The sequence below is a fragment of the Kosakonia sp. YIM B13571 genome, from assembly GCF_042788095.1.
Lineage (GTDB): Bacteria > Pseudomonadota > Gammaproteobacteria > Enterobacterales > Enterobacteriaceae > Kosakonia > Kosakonia quasisacchari.
Window position 1 is genome coordinate 262017 of the sequence record NZ_JBHZPL010000002.1, and the last position, 15527, is coordinate 277543.

Here is a 15527-nt window from a genome sequence, read left to right on the forward strand (position 1 = left end):
GACAATTTAAGCGGAGAATCTTATGAGCACATCCTTTTACAGTAAGACCCCGACCGTTTCGATACTGGATAACCGGGGCCTGGCGGTGCGTGAAATCGCATATCACCGCCATCCCGACACGGCGGACGCCACTGACGAGCGCATCACCCATCACCAGTTCGACGTGCGCGGTTTACCGTCACAAAGTGCCGACCCGCGTCTTGATGCCGCCGGGCTGGCGAACTTCAGTTACCTCCATGATCTGAACGGTACGGCGCTGCGCACGCAAAGTGCGGATGCCGGTACATCCGTTGCCCTGAACGACGCAGCAGAGCGGGCTTTTTTGCAGATCAGCAATATCGGTGCAGGCAACGAGCGCAGCGCCGCCGTCACCCGAACTTTTCAGTATGAAGAGGCCAGCCTGCCGGGGCGACCACTGAGCACGACGGAACAGATTGCCGGAGACAGCGCGCACGTCACTGAGCGGTTTATCTGGGGCAGCGCGTCGGCGGATGAACAGAGCCACAACCTCGCCGGTCAACTGGTCAGCCATTACGACCCGGCAGGACTGCTTTCGACGGGCAGCGTTTCGCTGAGCGGCGTACCGCTTTCCGTTACCCGCCAGCTGCTGCCGGATGATGCAGAAGCGGACTGGCAGGGCGCGGATGCCTCGGCGTGGAACGACCTGCTGGCGGGTGAAATCTACACCACAACCAGCACGGTGGACGCCGCCGGAAATGTACTGACCACCACCGACGCAAAAGGCAATATCCAGCGCGTGGCGTATGACGTGGCGGGCCTGCTGAAAGGGAGCTGGCTGACGGTCAGCGGCGGTTCAGAGCAGGTCATAGTCAAATCCCTGACATACTCCGCCGCCGGGCAGAAACTGCGCGAGGAGCACGGCAATGGCGTGGTGACCACGTATTCATATGAAGCCGAAACCCAGCGGCTGGTGGGTATTAAAACCGAACGCGCGACAACGACAAAAGTGCTGCAGGATTTGCGCTACGAGTACGACCCGGTGGGCAACGTGCTGGTGATTACTAACGATGCCGAGGAGACGCGTTTCTGGCGCAATCAGCAAGTGGTTCCCGAAAACACCTACGCCTATGACAGCCTGTACCAGCTGGTCAGCGCCACCGGGCGCGAAATGGCCAGTGCGGCACAGCAGAACAGCAACCTTCCTGATTTCACCTCCTTCGATAACGCCACCTACACGAACTACTCCCGCACTTACACCTACGACAACGCCGGTAATCTGACAAAAATTCAGCACAGCGCACCCGCGTCCGGCAATAACTACACCACCAGCATGACGGTGTCCGACCGCAGCAACCGCGCGGTGCTCAGTACGCTCACCGAAAATCCGGCGGATGTCGACGCGCTGTTCACCGCCGGCGGTCAGCAGAAACAGATGCTGCCCGGTCAGTCGCTGGTATGGACGGCGCGTCAGGAACTGCAGAAAGTCACGCCCGTCACCCGCGACGGCGCAGCGGACGACAATGAAAGTTACCGTTACGACGCCAGCAGCCAGCGCGTGCTGAAAATCACCTCGCAGTTGACCGGTAACGGTACGCAGACGAAAAAGGTGATTTACCTGCCGGGTCTGGAACTGCGCAGCAGCAACACGGAAACCCTCCAGGTGATAACCGTCGGAGAAGCCGGGCGCGCGCAGGTACGGGTGCTGCACTGGGAAAGCGGTCAGCCTGCCGGAATTGCTAATGACCCGATTCGTTACAGCTACGACAACCTCACCGGCAGCAGCAGTCTGGAAGTGGACGGCAGTGGCGAACTTATCAGCCAGGAAGAGTATTACCCGTATGGTGGCACAGCACTGTTTGCGGCCCGCAGCCAGCTGGAAGCGGACTACAAAACGATTCGCTACTCCGGCAAGGAGCAGGACGCGACGGGGCTTTATTATTATGGATATCGCTATTACCAGCCGTGGGTGGGGAGGTGGCTTTCCGCTGATCCGTCAGGCAGCATAGACGGTATAAACTTGTTCAGAATGGTGCGAAATAACCCTGTCAGATTTTATGATGAGAACGGGTTTGTTGCGGACGATGTTGTCAAAGAGGCTTATTACAATATGCTTACTAAAGGAAGAATGTTCAGCGACTATATTGAGGAAGAACCGGAGGATATTGACGATGCACTTGATATTATAGCCCTTCAATCCGGACGTAATCTTGACAGGGTACTAGCACATTTCAATGAACCTGCCGAAGGCTCACTAGAGTCGGATTTTTTGGAAAAATTTAACTACACACCTTTTAATGTTACACATCATTCGGATAAAGATTTTTCAAGCTTTGACGGAAGCGTGCATTTTTTATCTCGCCATCAGCTTGAGCAACAAGGAATAGAATTTAATGCAGAAAATACTGATGCTTTAGATATAGGCTTGCTGGGAACCACGCATTTTGCTTTTTTTTCTTTAGGTCTAAAGAGTGAGATGGGAAAAGGGAAAAGCCGGTTTGGCAACGTGGGGTATCATATTAGTTATGAAGCACTGGAAGAACATAAAGAATTTTCGCTTTTACAAACTCACGACATCCTTGATCCACTTGAACGAGAAGAGCTTTCCGAAAGGAAAAGAGCATTTTTTACTACCGAAGAAGATTTTGAGGAGTTCAGTTCCAGTTTGGGATGGAACTTTAATGATGACGAAGGAGAAGCTACTGTTGGTTCAATCTATTACGGTAAAGACATGAGTGAAGGGCTCAGGTTAACAGTGGTAAATGATTTTAAAAAACTGGGAGAAGGGACAAGGAAAAAACTTCAAAGTGAAGTCGCCAGTGATATAAACAGCGTGGTGCAGACTTTTTATCGTCCTCAGCTACTTGTTCCCGGAGGGATAAAAATACAAAAACACCACTACAACATCATACATCATTGATCTCGTGAGATACGCGAACATTGTTTCTATCTTAATGATATGAATCGACATTTTATCCTCGTTATGGGCGTGCGCCTGGATTTTATGTAATGAGCTTCTGCTGATCTATATCGTTTGTACACCCATGGAAAGGGCGCCCGGCACATTTCCCGCCAGTACAGGGTTTAGAGGGTGTAAGTCTGGCGGGAAGTAATGAACAGACGGCGTGGCATCACGCTGGCTGGCTCTCTGTTGTCACAGCTCGATCGTCGGTTGCAAAACGTTCCGGACTTCCCATCCAGATTGCCGTCGCAGATCTGGCGCATAGTATTTCAGCCGCGCTAGTTTATCGACTCCCTTGCTTGCCTTCTGCTCTTAGTGGTCATGATGGCCATCAGAACCGCTGTTTTGCTGAAAATAGAATAAAGACAAACATAATGGGAGGGAAAATAACAAGCTGCTTTTCAATCGGATTAAATAATCGGAATGAGCTGATTTTGCGTTTTTTTCTATATATGCTCTAAAAGCTTTTGGGGTGTTGGTTGCCGGGCAAAGTTGATGGAGGCTTCATCTCGTTTCAGCCTTTGGATATTATTTTGTTATTAATGTATTTTATTTCTATAGTGACTGCGTCGCTATTATACTTTTATGTAAATATCATGGTTCTGTTTTATTTTCCTCATTATGGATTTATTCATTTCTCATAGCGTTTTTAAAAAACATCCCGGATAAAAGTAACGCCTGCAACCTATACTTTTCGTGTAACCGAGGGTTGCATTAAGCACAAACGTCTATGAGAAAATGTTAATGAGCACATCCCTTTACAGTAAAAAAAACGTCAGTTGCGGTGCTTGATAACCGAAGCCTAATGGTGCGCGACATTGCGTATCACCGCCATCCGGACACCACCGACGAGCGCATCACCCGCCATCAGTTTGATGTGCGTGGCCTGCCGTCACAAAGCGCTGACCCGCGTCTGTATGCCGCCGGGCTGGCGAACTTCAATTATCTCCACGACCTTAATGGCACGGTGCTGCGCACGTATCCGAGCCGACGACATTTAAAAGGTGTAACGCCGGGGGATGGCCTGAGGGTGTTACATGGGATACCGTCCCAGGCCTTGGCGCGTTGGGACAAGGGGCTGATGCGTCGATTCATCCTGATGAAACGATTGTTGCGGTAAGTCTGAATGAACAAGGCGCGTGGTCACTTGCGGAGGGGCACAGCTCAACAAATTTAGTTTTGCATGAATACGCGCATGCTCTGGATCGCAGTTTTGGCGAAAAGGCTCAGATGGGCGAAACAGGCGCGGGTGATATTGGCGATTTTTTGAGTAGACGACGTAGTTTTGTTTCCGTCTGGGAACAGGATTTAGGACACACCGATCCCACATCTGACGATAATTATTATTGGCAAGGTGGCAGTGAAGCTGGTGCCGAAGAAGTTTTTGCTGAAGGGTTCAGCGATCTTTATTCAGGGACTAATTTTCATAATTGGCCAAATATAAAGACCTATATTTCTCATAAGATGCAGCAACTCTGATGGGCAATTTATAAGCGTCGATGCAAGATGGATTTATTTGACCTGATAAATGGCGTGCAGCGGATAATCTTTAATTACTTACACTGTTTTCCCCCAAGCGGAACGTCCAAAGACGTTCCGCTTGGCATTTTCAGCGAAACAGCGGTTTTTGCGCCACCGGAATAAGCAACTGTGATTGCCACTCAGCCAGCGTAAGCCGCGCAAGTTGCCCCAGCGCGTTGAAAAACGGGTGCTGTGCGTTATTACAGAACTCGGTAAGAAATTGCCCGCTCCACGGCAGCAGATGCCAGGCCAGTAATTGATCGCAGGCGGTGTGATTGCCTTGCTCCGCCAGCCACGCCGCCATCAGCAGCAAGGTACCGAAGTGATCTTCCGGCTCGTTTTGCCCGGTATCGAACGCAATATTGTTGTCGCGCATCCACTGACGTAGCGCCAGCATCGAGTCGCCAAACAGTACGCTCTCTTTATCCAGCCATACCGAACCCCACGGCGGTGCGGGCAGCGCCCACGGGCCGATAAACAACCGTTGCCATGCCTCATTTAGCGGCTCGTCACAAGGCAGCGCGAACGCGTCGGCCAGCGGAATCAGTGTCTCTTCCGGTAACGGCCATTGTTCCAGCCACTCGCGGCTGCGTAGTGCGGCGATGAGCGGCGCGGAGGGTTCGCTCTCTGGCGGATAGTAAAACAGCGCGCCCAGCACGCGGGCGGTAAAAATAAAGGACTCGCGGGTTGCGTCCGTCATGCTTTCTCCAAAAAGCGCGGGTCTCCCCGCGCACTGTGATTAACCCGCGACGGCAACGCCAACGGTCATATGCAGGCCGTAAAACAGGCCACGGCCAATGATTTCACCGGCGACTACCAGCACAACTCCGGCCAGCAAGCTACTGGCTTTCGGCTGTCTGCGCATCACCAGCGGGCAGATCCAGCGACCGAGCCCAAGGACGACCAGCAATAAGCGCACCACCTGCAGCAGGCCATAATCCGGTACTAGCGCGACCGCTTGCTGCACTGAGCTGTGGGTTTCGCCAAGCTGCATGCTCTGCAACATCACCACTGCAACGCTTGTGATAAGTGCCGCAACGCTGATGGTGGCAAAACGCGAAGCCGGAAAGCGCATGCCCGCCAGACGCAGCAGCAACGCCGCCAGCAGCGGCCCACCCGTCAACATGGTGAGGAAAAAGGCGGCGGTGGTGTAGCCGTTATGCCAGGTCGGCACGGTATCAATCTGGTAAACCCGCGTCATCGCCCAGACAAACAGCACCCCCAGCACCATGCTAACAATCAGCCAAGTGCGTCCCAGCGCGGCGGGGAGTTTGCCAAGCCAGGCCAGCAGCCACCAGAAACCGCCGACGGCAAAAAACAGCGAACCAGCGGCAATTTCATTACTCAGTGACGATGCGCCAATACGGTTCAGCGAGTTAAACGCACGCAGCGGTGAACCGAGGTGCATCATCGAGGCGATAAAACCGATGCCCATCAACACCCAGAGCAAAAACTGGCTGCGGACAATCCGTATCTGGCCGATATTGTCATCTTTGGCGTTCATCCAGACGAAGCCCGTCACAATCAACCCGCCCGCCACGCACTGGCCGAGCACCGTAAACAGAACCAGCGGCCATTCATGCCATCCGTTTCCCATCTCACACCTCCTGCGGGTTTGCCAGATAGCCGGTGGTATCACCCGTCGGGCGGCTGTTGGCGTTTGGTTTGATGACAATATTGGGCTTCGTGAAGTGCGACGCCGGAAGCGGGGCGATAGCGGAGAGTTCGCCATGCTGCTTACGCAGTTCGTCAATCGGGCCGAAATCGAGCGCGCGTAGCGGGCAGGATTCCACGCAGATTGGCTTTTTACCCGCGGCGACACGCTCATAACAGCCGTCGCATTTCGTCATATGTCCTTTTGCCGCGTTGTATTGCGGCGCGCCGTATGGGCAGGCCATATGGCAGTAGCGGCAGCCGATGCAAACATCTTCGTCCACCACCACAAAACCGTCTTCCCGTTTATGCATCGCACCGCTCGGACAGACTTTGGTGCACGCCGGATCTTCGCAGTGGTTGCAGGAAATCGACAGGTAGTAGGCAAACACGTTTTGCTGCCAGACACCGTTATCTTCTTGCCAGTTCCCGCCGGCGTACTCATACACGCGGCGGAAGCTGACGTCCGGGGTTAAGTTTTTATAATCTTTACAAGCCAGTTCGCAGGTTTTGCAACCGGTGCACCGGGCAGAATCGATAAAAAATCCATACTGGGTTGTCATCGGCTACTCCTTAAACCTTTTGAATGTCGACCAGATTGGTGTGCTGCGGGTTGCCTTTCGCCAGTGGCGAAGGGCGGTGCGTGGTCAGCGTGTTCATACAGCCACCGTGATCGACGCGATCGCCGTCCATATTGGCCTGATGCCAGGCCCCCTGGCCCATCGCGCTGACGCCCGGCATGATGCGCGGCGTCACTTTCGCGGCGATACGGACTTCTCCGCGTTCGTTAAAGACGCGCACCATATCGCCCTGTTTGATCCCACGTCGTTCAGCGTCGATCGGGTTGATCCACACCTCCTGGCGACACGCTTCCTGCAGCACATCAATGTTGCCGTAGCTGGAGTGGGTGCGCGCTTTATAGTGAAAACCGAATAATTGCAGCGGGAATTTCTCACGCACAGGATCGTCCCAGCCTTCAAACGTTGAGGCGTAAATCGGCAGCGGGCTAATCACTTCGTCTTTATCCAGCTCCCAACTTTTGGCAATTTCCGCCAGCTTGCTGGAGTAAATTTCAATTTTGCCGGAGGGGGTTTTCAGCGGGTTGGCGATCGGGTCGTCGCGAAATTTTTTATAGGCGACAAAATGGCCGTTCGGATCTTTGCGCTTATAAATGCCCATTGCTTTCAGGGCTTCATAAGAGGGCAGTTGCGGATCTTTGGCGACCATTTTGGCGTACAGGTATTTCAGCCACTCTTCCTGCGTGCGCCCTTCGGTAAATTTCTGGTAGATATCCGGCCCCAGGCGACGAGCGATTTCGCTGGTTATCCAGTAAATCGGTTTACGTTCGAACTTCGGCGCGGTGACGGGCTGGAGGAAAATCAGGTAGCCCATGTTCCCGGCATAATCATTGGGGATGATGTCTTCCTGTTCAACGGTCATCAAATCCGGCAGCAGAATGTCGGCATACATGGCGGATGAGGTCATAAAGTTCTCAATGACCACAATCATTTCGCACTTGCTGTCGTCCTGCAGAATGTCGTGAGTGCGGTTGATGTCACCATGCTGGTTGGTAATGGTGTTACCGGCATAGTTCCAGATGAATTTAATCGGCACATCAAGCTTATCTTTGCCGCGCACGCCGTCGCGTTTGGCGGTCATCTCCGGGCCACGCGCGATGGCATCGGTCCAGGTAAAGCAGGAAATCGAGGTTTTCACCGGATTTTCCGGCATCGGCATCCGTTCAATGGTGATGGTGTAGGTGGATTCGCGCGCGCCGCTGTTACCGCCGTTGATGCCGACATTGCCGGTGAGGATCGGCAACATGGCAATGGCGCGTGAAGTCAGCTCGCCGTTTGCCTGGCGCTGCGGCCCCCAGCCCTGGCAGATATAAGCCGGTTTGGCGCTGCCAATTTCCCGCGCCAGTTTGATGATTTTATCGGCCGGAATACCAGTGATACGCGATGCCCACTGCGGGGTTTTGGCGATACCGTCTTCGCCCTGGCCGAGAATATAGGCTTTGTAATGGCTATTAGCAGGGGCATCCGCAGGCAACGTTTTTTCGTCGTAGCCGACGCAATATTTATCCAGGAACGGTTGATCAACGAGATTTTCGCTAATCAGCACCCACGCCATACCGGCAACCAGCGCAGCGTCGGTGCCAGGACGAATGGGCACCCACTCATCTTCGCGCCCGGCTGCGGTATCGGTATAACGCGGATCGATAACGATCATCCGCGCATTAGAGCGTTCACGTGCCTGCTCAAGGAAATAGGTAATGCCGCCACCGCTCATGCGGGTTTCCGCCGGGTTGTTACCGAACATCACCACCAGTTTGGTGTTTTCGATATCCGAGGTGCTGTTGCCGTCGTTAGCGCCGTAGGTGTAAGGCATCGCACAGGAGATTTGCGCGGTGCTATAGGTGCCGTATTGGTTGAGAAAACCGCCGTACATCGCCATCAAACGGGCAATAATCGAAGCGGAAGGGGAAGAACGGGTAATGTTGCCGCCGACAATACCGGAGGAGTAATTAATGTATACCGCTTCGTTGCCATATTTTTGCACCACGCCTTTCAAACTGTTGGCGATGGTATCCAGCGCTTCATCCCAGCTTATACGTTCAAACTTACCTTCGCCGCGTTTACCGACGCGTTTCATCGGGTAGTTCAGGCGATCCGGGTGATTAATACGGCGGCGAATAGAACGCCCGCGCAGGCAGGCGCGAACCTGGTGATTGCCGTAGATATCGTCACCGGTATTATCGGTTTCGACCCAGTAGACTTCATCGTCACGGACATGCAAACGCAGCGCGCAGCGGCTACCGCAGTTGACCGAGCAGGCTCCCCACACCACTTTGTCTGGCGCGGGTTGCATTGCTTGTTGCACGGCGGCGGCGGCAGATCGCATGCCAAAGGGCAGAGAAAAACTCCCGGCGGCCAGCGCAAGCGACCCTAAAGCAGTGGATTTCACCAACGTTCGTCGGCTGATCCCTCCCTGGTGTTCAGTATCGGACATAGCTCACTCCATTATTATTTATAATAAAAAGAAATTACCTGGCGTATTAAAAGCAGGCTAATGAAGTGAACATGTTAATCATTAGGAAGTAGAAGAATCTTAAGCGTGATCAAAGGGAAGGGAATCCCCCTGAAATTAAGGGGGATTTGATTTACTGCGTGCCAGCGCCTTCTTCGCTCTGGGAAGCAGCGCCGCTGTTGCGGGTGTAGAGAATTTTGTAGGTGTCATTGGCGCAATGACCGACGACCTGCGAACCTGCCTGGTCAGCCTGATCATTAGGCACGATGGTCAGCGTAAATCCCGTTTCCGGGACGCCATTATTAATAATACGTTGCTGAATATCGGTTTTAACCCGTTCACATGAATCCGGCGCGGCGAACGCCGGTAGAGAACTCACCAGCAGTAATGCGCAAAGCCAACGTGAATAGTGCATCCTCGTCTCCTTCTGTTTTGTCTGCTCTAAGCTTAGCATCTGAGATGCCCACAAAAGGTAAATATCTGAATCATCTGAATAAGCCGTTATCGTTATTTTAATAACTCCACCTCTGGCGGGAAATAGACCGGTACGGCGGCGCACAGAAATTCGCCGAGATGATCGATATTCTTTTTGCGCGGCGAATCTTTTGGCCATACCAGCCAGTAACTGTCGCCAGTGTTAATTGCTTTTGGGAAGGGGAGCGTGAGCAGATTTTGCGCCAGCGCGGGCAGGCTGAGCAGCAGATCGCCGACCGCCACGCCATGACCACCGATTGCCGCCTGGTAGGCTTGTTCCAGCGTGTCAAAAACCGCGCCGCCGCCAAGAGCGAGTGTGGGAAATAAACCGCTTCCTGCCTGCCAGCGCCGCCAGTCGCGGCGATCGCGTGAAGGGTGAATCAAGGCGCAACTGGCCAGTTCGCGCTGCGCCAACGCTTTAAGCGCCGGGGCACAGAGCGGGATCAACCACTCATCAAATAAACGCAGGCTTTGCGTGTACTCACCAAAATGGCCGTTGCCCAGCAGGATGGCGCAATCGAAAGGCTCTGTGCGGAAATCGACGGTGTCGATATCCATCCATACGCTGCTGATCTCCACCTGTGGCGTACTGTGTTGCTGGCGAAAGGCGCTCAACACGTTTAATAACCAGCGCATTGTCAGCGTCGACGGGGCTTTGAGCCGCAGTTGATGCTGATGGCTGCGCAGTGTCTGGCAGGCATTTTCCAGTTGCAAAAAACCGTCCTGTAAACGAACAGCCAGCTGGCTTCCTGCTTCGGTAAGCCAAATTTTTGGGCCATGGCGTTGAAACAAACGACATCCAAACCACTCCTCAAGCGTACGGATATGGCGGCTGACTGCCCCGGGCGTGACATTGAGAAAAAGGGCCGCCTGGCTAAATGATGCCATTTGCGCGGCAACGGTAAATGCCCGTAATGCGTAAAGTGGTGGCAGGTTTTGATTCATTTGTTCGTTATCCATTGTGAGTTTTTTGCATAGCGAACGGCAGTTTAACTCGTTTTTCAGCCCAGCGCTTTCTGGCGATACTCCGTCAATAAATAAAAGGAGGGAGATGATGGGTTCAATTAATGTGGTGCTGCTGGGAACATACATTGGTGTGGTACTAACCTTGCTGGTAACGCCCGGGCCGGTGGTGGCGCTGGTGTGCGCGGCAGCGGCGCGGGGCAACCACGCGCGTGCGTTTTTAACGCTGGCAGGCACTAATCTGGCCTCGTTGGCGCTTATTGCGTTGGCGGGGTTAACGCTGGCAGGCGTTGTTACGCTTTCGTCCAGGCTAGTAAATCTGGTAGGACTGGCCGGTTCGCTCTTTATTGCGATTACTGCGGTGCAAGCATTGCACGCTTTGCGGCGAGAAAAAGGCAAAAAAATTTCTCAAAATGGCGGGCAAGGCGGGTTTGTTGTGGGCTTTATGACAGCCATCGCTAACCCGAAGGATATTCTGTTTTTTATCGCTTTTTTCCCGCAGTTTACCGGCATTACCGGCGAGTTTTCCGCCAGTATCACGCTCCTTACTGCTATCTGGGTGGTGCTGGATTTTAGTGTTTTAACGCTTTATATCCTGGCTGTAAAACGTTGGCTACCGACGAAACAGAGTGGGCGTTTTGCTACCTTCTCGTCGTTGATTTTATTGCTGATAGGCGTGAGTGGCACTGGCTATTCGCTGCTGTTAATCGTCAATAGCCAGGCATAACCACAAAGAAGTCATTGCCCTAAGTTATAAAGCTTTTGCTAATATAAGCGCATTACAAAAGAAAAATGTGGTGAACCCATTGAAAAAACAGCTGTTACTTATCTCTCTGGCAGTGGCGCTTGCCGGATGTGATAAGCCGAAGGGACCTGTTTCATTCACGCCAGAAATGGCTAGCTTCTCGAATGAATTCGATTTTGATCCGTTGCGTGGCCCGGTTAAAGATTTTAGCCAGACGTTGCTTAACGACAAAGGTGAAGTCACGAAACGCGTTACCGGAACGATGTCGAAAGAGGGATGTTTCGATACGCTTGAACTGCACGATCTGGAAAACAACAGCGGCGTGTCGTTGGTGCTGGATGCTAACTACTATGTCGAGGCGGAATCGCAGGAAAAACGTCTGCGTTTACAGGGCAAATGCCAACTGGCGGAGTTCCCCTCAGCAGGCGTAACCTGGGACACCGACGATAACGGGTTTGTGGTTCGCGCAACAGGCAAGGAGATAGAGGTCAAATACCGCTATGACGATGAGGGGTATCCGCTGGGGAAAACCACGGCATCGAAAGACGCGACGTTGTCTGTTGTGTCTACGCCTTCGAAAGATAAGCGCAAAAAGCTCGATTACACCTCTGTCAGCACGCTGAACGATAAGCCGCTGGGCAATGTGAAACAGGCCTGTGAATACGACAGCCATGATAACCCGGTGAGTTGCAGCCTGGAGATTGTGGACGAAAGTGTTACGCCACAGGTGACGCACAAATACAGCATCAAAAACACCATCGAGTATTATTGATGCCGCTGACCACCGTGCTTTATTGCGCGGTGGGTTTCAGTAGTGTCGGGCCGCTTGTTTTGTGGTTTTCAAGGTACTGCTGCTGGAAAATACACATGCGAATGGTGTTGCGGTACTCACCGTTAATAAAGAACTCATGGATCAATTCGCCTTCGACCATAAATCCCAGCTTGCGGTAAATGTGAATCGCTTTTTCGTTCTCTTTATCAACAATCAGATAGAGCTTGTACAGATTGAGTACCGTAAAGCCGTAATCCATCGCCAGCTTCGCCGCTTTTGATGCCAGCCCTTTGCCCTGAAATTCCGGGGAGATGATTATCTGAAACTCTGCACGGCGGTGAACATGGTTGATCTCCACCAGTTCCACTAACCCGGCTTTTTCGCCATCGCACTCGACCACAAAACGGCGTTCGCTTTGATCGTGAATATGCTTGTCATACAGGTCAGAAAGTTCAACAAAGGCTTCGTAGGGTTCTTCAAACCAGTAACGCATGACGCTGGCGTTATTATCCAACTGATGAACGAAGCGTAAATCCTCACGCTCGAGCGGGCGCAGGCGGACGGTATAAGCGTCACTCATGAAAAATCCTTTTATTTAAACAGGAAGTCGGGCGCTGTGCGCGCCCGGAGTGGTTAGCGAATTTGCTGTCCGGTGCGACGATCCAGACAACGCAAGGTGTTGGGTTCCCAGTAGGCGTTGAGGTTGCTGCTTTTCTGGCATTTGTCCTGCGCATCAAACGCGACATCGGTCTTATCCCACTCTTTTTCCACGCGCTTGTTCACTTTGCTGCGCAGGCTGCGGGTGTCATTCCATTGCTCTTTTTCCATCGCTGCGGATTGGCGGCTTTGCGCGTTATCGCCAGATTCAATCACCAGACGGTTGGTTTCGGCCAGTGCGGAGGTGGTGTACACGATGGCACCCAGCGTCAGCATTGCGGTGAGGCACAGGCGTTTGCTAAGTGTTTTAGTCATTGCGATTTCCTTAATTGGGGGAGAAATAAGATGCCCATATGACTCTATTCTATGCGATCTCAGCCACACGGGATAGCCAGCCGGAACTCACTCTCAGAGCATTATCAGGTATGATAGTTCAACCAAGTTTGAATCAACGTGCCTCTGATGCTGAAAACAACACTCCTGTTCTTTGCCACTGCGCTGTGTGAAATCGTCGGTTGCTTTTTGCCCTGGCTGTGGCTAAAACGCGGCGCCACGCCACTGTTACTTATTCCCGCGGCGTTCGCACTGGGAATATTCGTCTGGTTATTAACATTGCATCCGGCGGCGAGTGGGCGCGTTTATGCGGCTTACGGCGGCGTGTATGTTTGCACCGCGTTGATTTGGCTACATGTGGTCGATGGTGTCAAACTCAGTGTTTATGACTGGCTCGGGGCGCTCATCGCCATGTGCGGAATGTTGATTATCGTTGCTGGCTGGGGACGCGCGTGATGTACGCCGTTTTTGACACTCGGCGTGTTCTCATACGCCATTTTCTCTTGCGATAATTTCGCTCTGTTAGCACGGTTTGATTAACCACCGAGGCGGTATTCGGCTCGCAAAACTACTTTAGGCGCAGGTGATTCTCAAGAGGTAGGGCGCGGCTACAGATTTTGGCCCGGTGGGATTTTCTGCATGTGACCGCTTCAGAAAGCGGGTAGTCACGAAGTTCACCGCTTGCTAACTGATTGATTTACTCTTTGAACTTTTCATGCGCGTTGCTCGCGAACGCGGTTGTACTATTTTTTAAAACGTCTCTTCCCTCGCCGCCACACAGCCTGCGCAATCGCGTCAACTCAGCTAATTCACATTGAATACATTTATTGCTTTAACCGCAAAGGTAAGCAGGAGCGTTTTTGAAATATTTGGTTACCATTCTAGTTAGTGTAGTCCGCAAATCCTGTCGCAAATCATAGTCTGGTTTATGCCAGTCCGTAATCTATTGAACCACTGTTTCACTTAATAAGATGAGTCTCACCATGGAAAACAGGCTATTAACGGCGAAAGCCACGTTACCCACGTATGATCGTAACAAACTGGTTGCGCGTATTGTGCACCTTGGTTTTGGCGCGTTTCACCGCGCGCATCAGTCAGTTTATGCCGATATTCTTGCCGCAGAGCATGACAGTGACTGGGGCTATTGCGAGGTCAATTTGATTGGCGGTGAGCAGCAAATTGCCGATCTCAAGCAGCAGGATAACCTCTATACCGTTGCGGAAATGTCTGCTGATGCGTGGACTGCGCGCGTGGTCGGCGTAGCAAAACGCGCGTTGCACGCTCAAGTGGATGGCCTGGAAACCGTGCTCGCTGCCATGTGTGAACCGCAGGTTGCCATTGTTTCGCTGACCATCACCGAGAAAGGCTATTGCCACTCTCCGGCGACCGGCAAACTGATGCTCGATCATCCGTTAATTGTCGGCGACCTGCAAAACCCGCAGCAGCCAAAATCGGCCGCGGGCGTGGTAGTGGAAGCGTTGGCGCGCCGTAAAGCCGCCGGGTTACCGGCGTTTAGCGTGATGTCCTGCGACAACATGCCGGAAAACGGCCATGTCACCCGTAATGTGGTCTGCGCTTACGCGCGTGCGGTGAACGCAGAATTGGGCGACTGGATTGAAGCCAATGTGACGTTTCCGTCAACCATGGTCGACAGAATAGTTCCGGCTGTGACGGCCGAAACGCTGGATAAAATCGAGCAACTGACCGGTGTGCGCGATCCCGCAGGCGTGGCCTGTGAGCCGTTCCGCCAGTGGGTGATTGAAGATAATTTCGTGGCGGGTCGTCCGGCGTGGGAGAAAGCAGGTGCTGAGCTGGTGGTGGATGTCGTGCCATTTGAAGAGATGAAACTGCGCATGCTTAACGGCAGCCACTCCTTCTTGGCGTATTTGGGTTATCTGGCGGGTTATCAGCACATTAACGAGTGCATGGAAGACGAGAATTACCGCCGCGCAGCGCATGCGTTGATGTTAAAAGAGCAAGCGCCAACGCTTAAAGTTCAGGGTGTGGATCTGGCGCATTACGCCGACCTGCTGATCGCGCGTTACAGCAATACTGCGTTGCGTCACCGCACCTGGCAGATTGCCATGGACGGTAGCCAGAAACTGCCACAGCGTATGCTGGATTCTGTGCGCTGGCATTTAGTTCATCAGCGTGATTTCTCCCTGCTGGCGCTGGGAATTGCTGGCTGGATGCGCTATGTCGGCGGCGTCGACGAGCAGGGGCAAGCGATCGAGGTGTGCGATCCGCTGCTGGAGGTGATTCAGAACGCGGTTAATAGCAGCGCGGAAGGCGAAGCGCGTGTGCAGGCACTGCTGGCGATTGAGGCGATTTTTGGCAATGAATTGCCGAAAGACGCGACTTTTGTCGCTCAGGTGAAAAAAGCCTATCTGACATTGCTTGAGAAAGGCGCGAAAGCCACGGTGGCACAGTACGCTGTAGCACTTTAACTGCGAATCTTT

General features: G+C 52.9%; 14 protein-coding genes and 1 pseudogene. 7 read left to right on the forward strand and 8 right to left on the reverse strand.

What is annotated here, in order from left to right:
• The first annotated feature begins 22 nt into the window (after positions 1-22).
• From ACFX4O_RS06365 to ACFX4O_RS06375, 3 genes and pseudogenes are all read left to right on the forward strand, one after another.
• Entirely contained in the window at positions 23-2878 is a 2856-nt protein-coding gene (locus ACFX4O_RS06365) for an RHS repeat protein (RefSeq protein ID WP_380207787.1), read from the forward strand.
• A 786-nt stretch (positions 2879-3664) separates the two neighbouring features.
• Positions 3665-3899, forward strand: a pseudogene (locus ACFX4O_RS06370) (RHS repeat protein); the annotation flags it as partial.
• A gap of 86 nt (positions 3900-3985) precedes the next feature.
• Entirely contained in the window at positions 3986-4399 is a 414-nt protein-coding gene (locus tag ACFX4O_RS06375) for a hypothetical protein (RefSeq protein WP_380207788.1), read from the forward strand.
• Between the two features lie 130 nt (positions 4400-4529).
• On the opposite strand, the gene dmsD is transcribed toward ACFX4O_RS06375, so the two are convergent.
• The 6 genes from dmsD to ACFX4O_RS06405 form a co-directional block, all read right to left on the reverse strand.
• Positions 4530-5141 carry a Tat proofreading chaperone DmsD gene (gene dmsD / locus ACFX4O_RS06380; protein ID WP_380207789.1) on the reverse strand — a complete coding sequence of 204 codons (612 nt, stop codon included), beginning with the start codon at positions 5139-5141 and terminating at the stop codon, positions 4530-4532.
• 39 nt (positions 5142-5180) lie between these two features.
• Positions 5181-6038, reverse strand: a complete 858-nt coding sequence (locus ACFX4O_RS06385; protein WP_380207790.1) for a dimethyl sulfoxide reductase anchor subunit family protein — start codon at positions 6036-6038, stop codon at positions 5181-5183.
• A gap of 1 nt (position 6039) precedes the next feature.
• Positions 6040-6657 carry a DMSO/selenate family reductase complex B subunit gene (locus ACFX4O_RS06390; protein WP_380207791.1) on the reverse strand — a complete coding sequence of 206 codons (618 nt, stop codon included), beginning with the start codon at positions 6655-6657 and terminating at the stop codon, positions 6040-6042.
• A gap of 10 nt (positions 6658-6667) precedes the next feature.
• Entirely contained in the window at positions 6668-9106 is a 2439-nt protein-coding gene (ynfE, locus tag ACFX4O_RS06395; protein ID WP_131411259.1) for a selenate/tellurate reductase subunit YnfE, read from the reverse strand.
• 151 nt (positions 9107-9257) lie between these two features.
• A complete protein-coding gene (locus ACFX4O_RS06400; protein WP_131411257.1) occupies positions 9258-9539 on the reverse strand; it encodes a DUF1161 domain-containing protein in 282 nt (93 codons plus the stop codon).
• 92 nt (positions 9540-9631) lie between these two features.
• A complete protein-coding gene (locus ACFX4O_RS06405; protein ID WP_131411254.1) occupies positions 9632-10543 on the reverse strand; it encodes a LysR substrate-binding domain-containing protein in 912 nt (303 codons plus the stop codon).
• A gap of 106 nt (positions 10544-10649) precedes the next feature.
• On the opposite strand from ACFX4O_RS06405, the gene ACFX4O_RS06410 reads away from it, so the two are divergent.
• Both ACFX4O_RS06410 and ACFX4O_RS06415 read left to right on the forward strand, forming a co-directional pair.
• Positions 10650-11288, forward strand: a complete 639-nt coding sequence (locus ACFX4O_RS06410; RefSeq protein WP_380207792.1) for a LysE family translocator — start codon at positions 10650-10652, stop codon at positions 11286-11288.
• A gap of 79 nt (positions 11289-11367) precedes the next feature.
• Complete coding sequence (locus ACFX4O_RS06415) at positions 11368-12078, forward strand: YnfC family lipoprotein (protein WP_170312069.1); 711 nt, start codon at positions 11368-11370, stop codon at positions 12076-12078.
• Positions 12079-12097: 19 nt separating this feature from the next.
• Here the strand turns inward: ACFX4O_RS06415 and speG are convergent, their stop codons facing one another.
• Together speG and ACFX4O_RS06425 are read right to left on the reverse strand one after the other, a co-directional pair.
• Positions 12098-12658, reverse strand: coding sequence for a spermidine N1-acetyltransferase (speG, locus tag ACFX4O_RS06420; RefSeq protein ID WP_380207793.1), 561 nt, complete (start codon positions 12656-12658; stop codon positions 12098-12100).
• A 53-nt stretch (positions 12659-12711) separates the two neighbouring features.
• Positions 12712-13050 carry a DUF1283 family protein gene (locus tag ACFX4O_RS06425; protein ID WP_017456684.1) on the reverse strand — a complete coding sequence of 113 codons (339 nt, stop codon included), beginning with the start codon at positions 13048-13050 and terminating at the stop codon, positions 12712-12714.
• A gap of 147 nt (positions 13051-13197) precedes the next feature.
• Here ACFX4O_RS06425 and ACFX4O_RS06430 point away from each other — a divergent pair, with 147 nt between their 5' ends.
• Both ACFX4O_RS06430 and ACFX4O_RS06435 read left to right on the forward strand, forming a co-directional pair.
• Complete coding sequence (locus tag ACFX4O_RS06430; RefSeq protein WP_380207794.1) at positions 13198-13524, forward strand: YnfA family protein; 327 nt, start codon at positions 13198-13200, stop codon at positions 13522-13524.
• A gap of 527 nt (positions 13525-14051) precedes the next feature.
• The gene (locus ACFX4O_RS06435) at positions 14052-15515 is read left to right on the forward strand and encodes a mannitol dehydrogenase family protein (RefSeq protein ID WP_380207795.1); all 1464 of its coding nucleotides are present in this window, start codon (positions 14052-14054) and stop codon (positions 15513-15515) included.
• Positions 15516-15527 lie beyond the last annotated feature (12 nt).

Coding starts and splice junctions, on each gene's coding strand:
- ACFX4O_RS06425 (WP_017456684.1), bottom strand. CDS start 13,050: ATGACTAAAACACTTAGCAAACGCCTGTGCCTCACCGCAATGCTGACG.
- ACFX4O_RS06435 (WP_380207795.1), top strand. CDS start 14,052: ATGGAAAACAGGCTATTAACGGCGAAAGCCACGTTACCCACGTATGAT.
- dmsD (WP_380207789.1), bottom strand. CDS start 5,141: ATGACGGACGCAACCCGCGAGTCCTTTATTTTTACCGCCCGCGTGCTG.
- ACFX4O_RS06365 (WP_380207787.1), top strand. CDS start 23: ATGAGCACATCCTTTTACAGTAAGACCCCGACCGTTTCGATACTGGAT.
- ACFX4O_RS06410 (WP_380207792.1), top strand. CDS start 10,650: ATGATGGGTTCAATTAATGTGGTGCTGCTGGGAACATACATTGGTGTG.
- ACFX4O_RS06385 (WP_380207790.1), bottom strand. CDS start 6,038: ATGGGAAACGGATGGCATGAATGGCCGCTGGTTCTGTTTACGGTGCTC.
- ACFX4O_RS06400 (WP_131411257.1), bottom strand. CDS start 9,539: ATGCACTATTCACGTTGGCTTTGCGCATTACTGCTGGTGAGTTCTCTA.
- ACFX4O_RS06390 (WP_380207791.1), bottom strand. CDS start 6,657: ATGACAACCCAGTATGGATTTTTTATCGATTCTGCCCGGTGCACCGGT.
- ACFX4O_RS06405 (WP_131411254.1), bottom strand. CDS start 10,543: ATGAATCAAAACCTGCCACCACTTTACGCATTACGGGCATTTACCGTT.
- speG (WP_380207793.1), bottom strand. CDS start 12,658: ATGAGTGACGCTTATACCGTCCGCCTGCGCCCGCTCGAGCGTGAGGAT.
- ynfE (WP_131411259.1), bottom strand. CDS start 9,106: ATGTCCGATACTGAACACCAGGGAGGGATCAGCCGACGAACGTTGGTG.
- ACFX4O_RS06430 (WP_380207794.1), top strand. CDS start 13,198: ATGCTGAAAACAACACTCCTGTTCTTTGCCACTGCGCTGTGTGAAATC.